At 55.7% G+C, this 6,117-nt stretch carries 10 protein-coding genes; all 10 read left to right on the top strand.

The annotated features are described in order from the left end of the window. Positions 1–72: 72 nt before the first annotated feature. The 10 genes from WD429_RS02995 (at position 73) to WD429_RS02950 (ending at position 6,114) form a co-directional block, all read left to right on the top strand. Positions 73–699, top strand: a complete 627-nt coding sequence (locus WD429_RS02995; protein WP_368420691.1) for a DJ-1/PfpI family protein — start codon at positions 73–75, stop codon at positions 697–699. A 61-nt stretch (positions 700–760) separates the two neighbouring features. Beyond that, a complete protein-coding gene (locus WD429_RS02990; protein WP_368420690.1) occupies positions 761–1,438 on the top strand; it encodes a class I SAM-dependent methyltransferase in 678 nt (225 codons plus the stop codon). A gap of 115 nt (positions 1,439–1,553) precedes the next feature. Next, the gene (locus tag WD429_RS02985; RefSeq protein ID WP_368420689.1) at positions 1,554–1,826 is read left to right on the top strand and encodes a toxin; all 273 of its coding nucleotides are present in this window, start codon (positions 1,554–1,556) and stop codon (positions 1,824–1,826) included. 1 nt (position 1,827) lies between these two features. Further along, positions 1,828–2,130 carry a CopG family antitoxin gene (locus WD429_RS02980; RefSeq protein WP_368420688.1) on the top strand — a complete coding sequence of 101 codons (303 nt, stop codon included), beginning with the start codon at positions 1,828–1,830 and terminating at the stop codon, positions 2,128–2,130. 119 nt (positions 2,131–2,249) lie between these two features. Further along, entirely contained in the window at positions 2,250–2,630 is a 381-nt protein-coding gene (locus tag WD429_RS02975; RefSeq protein WP_368420687.1) for a type II toxin-antitoxin system HigA family antitoxin, read from the top strand. Positions 2,631–2,800: 170 nt separating this feature from the next. Next, positions 2,801–3,175: a hypothetical protein gene (locus tag WD429_RS02970; RefSeq protein WP_368420686.1), complete on the top strand. Its 375-nt coding sequence runs from the start codon at positions 2,801–2,803 to the stop codon at positions 3,173–3,175. A gap of 93 nt (positions 3,176–3,268) precedes the next feature. Then, the gene (locus tag WD429_RS02965; protein ID WP_368420685.1) at positions 3,269–3,841 is read left to right on the top strand and encodes a nicotinamidase; all 573 of its coding nucleotides are present in this window, start codon (positions 3,269–3,271) and stop codon (positions 3,839–3,841) included. Then, positions 3,838–5,184 carry a nicotinate phosphoribosyltransferase gene (locus tag WD429_RS02960; protein ID WP_368420684.1) on the top strand — a complete coding sequence of 449 codons (1,347 nt, stop codon included), beginning with the start codon at positions 3,838–3,840 and terminating at the stop codon, positions 5,182–5,184. The genes WD429_RS02965 and WD429_RS02960 overlap by 4 nt, the downstream gene beginning before the upstream one ends. A gap of 15 nt (positions 5,185–5,199) precedes the next feature. Then, positions 5,200–5,754 (top strand): macro domain-containing protein, encoded by a 555-nt coding sequence (locus WD429_RS02955; protein WP_368420683.1) that lies wholly within the window; start codon positions 5,200–5,202, stop codon positions 5,752–5,754. Positions 5,755–5,772: 18 nt separating this feature from the next. Beyond that, positions 5,773–6,114, top strand: coding sequence for a YnfA family protein (locus WD429_RS02950; protein ID WP_368420682.1), 342 nt, complete (start codon positions 5,773–5,775; stop codon positions 6,112–6,114). Positions 6,115–6,117 lie beyond the last annotated feature (3 nt).

Here is a 6,117-nt window from a genome sequence, read left to right as displayed (position 1 = left end):
TAGGAAGCAGGCGCTAGGAACGACTCGAAATCGGGTTTTTCTACAGCCTCGTTAAGTGCCTCGGAGGTTTCTATGAATTTTGGAATTCTTGTATTTGATCAGGTCGAGGAACTCGACTTTGTCGGGCCGTGGGAGATGCTCAAGATGTGGCGGAAAAATGCCAATGGCCCAGCGAACTGCATCATTGTTGGCCAATCGATGGAGCCAATCATTTGTGCAAAGGGGTTGTCTATTAACCCACATGCTTCGTTTGGTACCTGCCCCCCACTTGACTATTTGCTCATCCCAGGAGGCCAAGGCACGCGTATTGAAGTAAGCAACCCTGTGTTAATCGATTTCGTTGCCAATCAAGCAAAGAACTGTAAGGCCATTCTATCGGTCTGCACCGGTTCATTTGTGCTACATGCCGCAGGGCTTTTATCGGGAAAGAAGGCAACGACTCACTGGGGTTCTTTAGAGCGTTTGCGTGCACTTGGTGACGTAACAGTTGTTGAGCAACGGTATGTCCAAGACGGGAATATATGGTCATCTGCTGGTGTCTCTGCTGGCACTGATCTCATGCTCGCATTTATTGCTAGCGTTGACGGTGAAGCCGCTGCCGGGAAAGTGCAATTTGCTTCAGAGTATTATCCCTCTTCGATTAAGTACGGTGGTTTTGAAAACCACGAACAAGCACCTGCATATATCAAAGGCACTTAACCAAGCGTTGCACCGGACGAGCCGGTGAACGCGGCGTTATACCGACTAAGGAGAGTCAGATTTGGAGTTAACCAACGTAGTCCCATGGGGCCGGTCTTTTGAAGAATATCAGGCGATGTTCGGATTATCCGAGGGTGACCTGAGCAAGCGTATCCTTGGTTGTGGTGATGGCCCAGCAAGCTTCAATGTAGCGGCAACAGACCGTGGGTGCCAGGTCACGTCTTGTGATCCGGTATACCAGTTCCATGCTGACGAAATACGCCGCCGGATTGACGACGTGTACCCGGAAATCATGGCTAAGATGCAGCAAGGAGCAGACAGCTATATTTGGGAATCACTGGGTAGCGTCGAGCAGCTTGGCGAAGTCCGGATGAAGGCCATGTCGAGGTTCCTGTCCGACTTTGATGCCGGTTGCCGGCAAGGGCGATATGTATCAGCATCGTTGCCTACGCTGCCATTCCCTGACTCCGAGTTCGACTTAGCACTCTGTTCCCATTACCTTTTTCTCTACAGTGACCATGTAGATGGAGCGGCTCACTTGGCATCAATGCGGGAGCTCTGCAGAGTTGCATCTGAGATTCGCGTTTTTCCTGTTGTATCGCTGGACGGAGAAACCTCGAAGCATTTGGATCAGGTCATGACGGGTTTATCCGCAAATGGTATTGATGTCTCGTTGCAGCCTGTTAGCTACCGGTTTCAAAAAGGTGCTACCGAAATGTTGGTGGCGAAGTCTGTATAACCAGGCCAGGCACAGCGACGCCTTTTTCGTTGCGGCTTTGCCTCCACTACAAAGGCGCGCATGCTGGCAGCGTTAGCAAGATGCCAAAAGGCACACACTCTGCTAGACTCGGCCCATGAAGCAAATCAACTGGAATGCTGAAAAGAACCAGCAGTTGATGGGCGAGCGTAGTGTTTCCTTCGAGGATGTCCTGTTTGCTCTTCAGTCTGGTGGTTTACTTGATGACGGACCTCACCCCAACAGGGATAAGTATCCGAATCAACGACTGCTTGTGGTTCGGATTGACGATTATGCCTGGCTAGTGCCGTACGTCGAGAATGATAGGGAGATTTTTCTCAAGACTGTCATTCCCAGTCGCAAGGCCACCAAGAAATTTTTAGGGGGGTAGCATGACCAAAACCAAATTAGATCCCGAAGAGCAGGAGCTGCTCAATGCTTATGAATCGGGAGAGTTCGAGTCAGATCTGGATGCTGATCGTCGAGAGTACTTGACGAGAGCAGCGGAAGAAACGTTCAAAAAAGATAAGCGGATCAATATACGTATCTCAAGGCGTGACCTGGAGGCACTTCAGCGTCGCGCACTGGAAGAGGGGCTTCCTTACCAGTCCCTGGTTTCCAGTGTCCTACACAAGTACGTCTCCGGTGGGCTCAAGGACATCTCTGCTAACAAGTCAGGCCAGCGGACGCGCTAAAGCGCGCCGCTACCTTCGGCGTTAGGCACCAAATACCGAGCGCATGAAACTCGGTGCAGTTGCGCAAGTCCCAATATGGGACTAAACGCGATTGATGCACAGACAATATGAGGTGCTCTATGGACATTCGTCCCATCAAAACCGAAGCTGACTATCAGGCAACGATGAAAGAGATAGAAGGCCTTATGTCAGCTGAAGCCGGGTCAGCCGAGGGAGATCGACTGGACGTCCTCGTAACCTTGGTCGAGGCCTATGAGCAGAAGCATTATCCCATCGACTTCCCGGATCCGGTTGAGGCCATCAAATTCCGAATGGAGCAGCAGGGTCTCACCGTAGACGTCCTCGTCCCGGTTATTGGCCGGAAGAACCGAGTATACGAGATATTGGCTCAAAAGCGCCCTCTGACACTCCGGATGGTTGAGGGGCTTCACGAAGCATTCTCGATTCCAGCGGAAAGCTTGATCAAACATAGCTCAAACCATGGCAACCATGCCGCATAACTCTGGAGAGTCAGTGCCTAATCGGGTAGCCGGTGGCGATACCAAAGTAGTTGGTCCAGCCCCGAAGGTACTGGCCTCTCCTCGTAAGCTGTCCCTTACGATAGCCGCTTCAACGGCAGTACAATCACAACTCTACTTTTTGTCTTCTTGAAACTGTAAGGATTGCTTATATGACAGACATCGACAAACTTCCGCTTAACACCCTGTTTATCGAAGTCTCCGGCTCTGGCTTGCCTGAGGTCGATGGTCTTTATGTGCCTTCAGAGGCACCGCCCACCAAATCAGACGCGAATGTTTTGTCCAGCCCGGGCTACTGGAATGGCAAGATGGCCTGGGATCGTGCGGATGGCAAGGCGGCCAGAAGCCCGGCCATTTCTTACTCCATCGGGTTTAAATCCTGGCGTATCTGTCGTTTGGACGGTCACCTGGCGTACGAAATTACCTGTGAGGATGAATTGCCGCCTACGGATCGCCGGTGGAACGTTTACAAAATGGGGGTTGCTCCGGCTCCAAAAGTGGTGATTCACCAGTCTGATCCGCGATGAGCGGGTCCTGCGCCTCTTTTTTGCATTAACCCCCTCTGGCGTTATCCTGTGGGTAGAGGTTTGATAAAACCGATATGCCAATAGGAGGTGTTGATGCATACAGCGGAAGCACTTCGCCCACAAGACGCGGTTATTGCCGTAGATGTTCAAAACGATTTTTGTCCAGGCGGCGCGCTGGGCGTCGAAGGTGGTGATGCGGTGGTAGCCGTGCTCAACGACTGGCTGGAAGGAGCTGCCCGGCAGGGTGCCTTGCCGGTGGCTTCCCGAGACTGGCACCCGGTGGCGCATTGCTCTTTTGAAGCCCAGGGCGGCCCTTGGCCTGAGCACTGCGTTCAAGATACCGACGGTGCCGCATTCCACCGGGACCTACGATTACCGCCAGGCACGGTGCGAGTGAGCAAAGGCACGGCGTTCGACCGCGACGCCTACTCCGCCTTCGACGATACTGGGCTCGAGAGCTTTCTGAAAAGCCGGGGGATCCAGCGTGTCTGGATCGGCGGGCTGGCCTGCGATGTCTGTGTCCGGGCCACTGTGCTGGACGCCTGCAAACTGGGTTTTGAGACCCACCTGATCGCTGATGCCACCCGAGCGGTGAACCCCGATCAAGCTAACGCCGTGATCGACGAAATGCGCGCGGCTGGCGCGATCATTGAGGATGCCCAATGAACAGCAGCGCCATGTTCAGCGATTCACACCCAGGCCTGTTTACCGATCTTTACGAACTGATCATGGCGCGCGCTTATCTGACCCGAAACATGACCGGGCGCGCCCTGTTCAGTCTGCACTTTCGGCATCTGCCGAAGGATCGTAACTTTCTGCTGGCGTGCGGGCAGAACTACCTGGTTCAAATGATCAGGGAACTGCGCTTTCCCGCCGATCAGGTGGACTTCCTGGCCGATATGGATCAGTTCGATGAGGATTTTCTCGACTGGTTGCGCAACTTTCGGTTTACCGGGGATATCCGCGTCCTGCCCGAGGGCACGCCGGTGTTTCCTCACGAGCCACTGGTCGAGGTGGAAGCCCCAATTGCCGAAGCGCAAATGCTGGAAACGCTGGTCATGAACTATGTAGGCACCGAAACGGTGCTCGCCTCAAAAGCCGTGCGCATGGTCATGGCGGCCCAGGGCCGACCGGTGGTGGATTTTGGTATCCGCCGTATGCATGGTCTGGACTCCGCCCTGCGCAGCGCGCGCGCCTATCGGGTGGCCGGCATTGCCGCCACCAGCAATGTACGCGGTAGCCAGCTCTATGGCTTGCCCGTCAACGGCACCATGGCGCACTCCTACATTCAGGCCAGCGGTGACGAAACAGACGCCATGCGCACTTACGCCCGCCTTTATCCCGGTACCACGCTCCTGGTGGACACCTACGATACCCTGGCCGGGGTCGACAAAGTCATCGGGCTGGCCAGGGACGAGGGGCTGGAAGTGGGCTCAATTCGCCTGGACTCCGGCGATTTGGGCGAGCTGGCGGCCGAAGCCCGCAACAAGCTGGACAAGGCGGGTTTGAACGATATCCGCATTGTTGCCAGCAGTGGCCTGGACGAATGGAAAATCCGCGAACTGATCAACCAGGGTGCCCCCATCAATGGCTTCGGCGTGGGCACCGAGCTGGGGGTTTCCGGCGATGCTCCGGTGGTGGACCTGGTCTACAAACTGACCGAGTACGACGGTCGTCCCTGCCTCAAGAAAAGTCCCGGGAAATTGCTGCTGCCAGGGCGCAAACAGATATGGCGACAGACCGGAAAAAATAGGCTCTACCAAGGTGATATCCTGGGCCTGTACGAAGAGAATCACGAAGGCGAGCCCCTGCTGCACAGCGTAATGCGTAACGGCGAATTGCTGGAATCACCGCCGGAGCCCGGCGACAGCCGTGACCGGGTGCAGGAAACCCTCACACACATGCCGCCGGAACTTCTGCAACCCGATGGGGCCCAACGCAAATATCCGGTGACCATCAGTGATCGCCTGAAGGCCCTTCATCAACAGGCGCTGCGGGATGTGTCATAACTGACGGAGGTTCTTATGGCCAACAACACTGCAGTCCGTGTGCAATGCGTGGTAGGCGACATTGCTCATCAGCCCGATGTGGACGCCGTGGTCAACGCCGCCAACGCGCAACTGATGATCGGCGGCGGTGTCGCTGGTGCACTGCATCGTGCCGCCGGGCCGGGTCTGGCGGAAGAGGGTCAGCCACTGGCACCGATACATCCGGGTCAAGCGGTGCTCACTGGCGGTCACAACCTGCCCAACCGTTGGGTCATCCATTGCCTGGGCCCGGTGTATGGTATGGACAAACCGGAAGCTACTTTGCTGGCGGATTGTTATCGCAACGCGCTGAAACTGGCCGACGAAAACGGTATTGAGCGGCTGGCCTTTCCGGCATTGTCTACCGGTGCCTTCGGCTACCCAGCCGCAAAAGCCGCCGAAGTCTGCGCGGCTGCCCTCGAAGACGCGTTACCCACCTTGCACACAGTGCGCTTGATCCGCTTTGTGCTGTTCGACGAAGCGGCCCGGAACACGCTTCAGGCAGCCCTGGCTCAACGAGTCACGATCGACCCCACACACCTCAACGGCTAAAAGCCAAGGAATTCCGATTTGCCAGAACTCAAAACCATTGGCCTGTTCTTCATCACCGCAATTGCGGAAATCGTTGGCTGTTACCTGCCCTATCTCTGGTTGCGGGAAGGCAAAACCATCTGGCTGCTGGTGCCGGGGGCTTTGAGCCTGGCAGCCTTTGCCTGGTTGCTGTCATTGCACCCGACGGCGGCTGGCCGGGTGTATGCGGCTTACGGTGGCGTGTATATCTTTACCGCGATTCTCTGGTTATGGGCGGTGGACGGCATTCGGCCTACGGTGTGGGATTTTGTCGGCTCATCGGTGGCCATTCTGGGCATGGCCATCATTATGTTTGCGCCGCGCCAGGCCGGGCCGTTGTGAGCC

This window comes from Marinobacter sp. (assembly GCF_040904845.1).
GTDB lineage: Bacteria > Pseudomonadota > Gammaproteobacteria > Pseudomonadales > Oleiphilaceae > Marinobacter.
This window is presented reverse-complemented; position numbering and strand designations above follow the sequence as displayed.

Coding starts and splice junctions, on each gene's coding strand:
- WD429_RS02995 (WP_368420691.1), top strand. CDS start 73: ATGAATTTTGGAATTCTTGTATTTGATCAGGTCGAGGAACTCGACTTT.
- WD429_RS02985 (WP_368420689.1), top strand. CDS start 1,554: ATGAAGCAAATCAACTGGAATGCTGAAAAGAACCAGCAGTTGATGGGC.
- WD429_RS02980 (WP_368420688.1), top strand. CDS start 1,828: ATGACCAAAACCAAATTAGATCCCGAAGAGCAGGAGCTGCTCAATGCT.
- WD429_RS02975 (WP_368420687.1), top strand. CDS start 2,250: ATGGACATTCGTCCCATCAAAACCGAAGCTGACTATCAGGCAACGATG.
- WD429_RS02970 (WP_368420686.1), top strand. CDS start 2,801: ATGACAGACATCGACAAACTTCCGCTTAACACCCTGTTTATCGAAGTC.
- WD429_RS02965 (WP_368420685.1), top strand. CDS start 3,269: ATGCATACAGCGGAAGCACTTCGCCCACAAGACGCGGTTATTGCCGTA.
- WD429_RS02960 (WP_368420684.1), top strand. CDS start 3,838: ATGAACAGCAGCGCCATGTTCAGCGATTCACACCCAGGCCTGTTTACC.
- WD429_RS02955 (WP_368420683.1), top strand. CDS start 5,200: ATGGCCAACAACACTGCAGTCCGTGTGCAATGCGTGGTAGGCGACATT.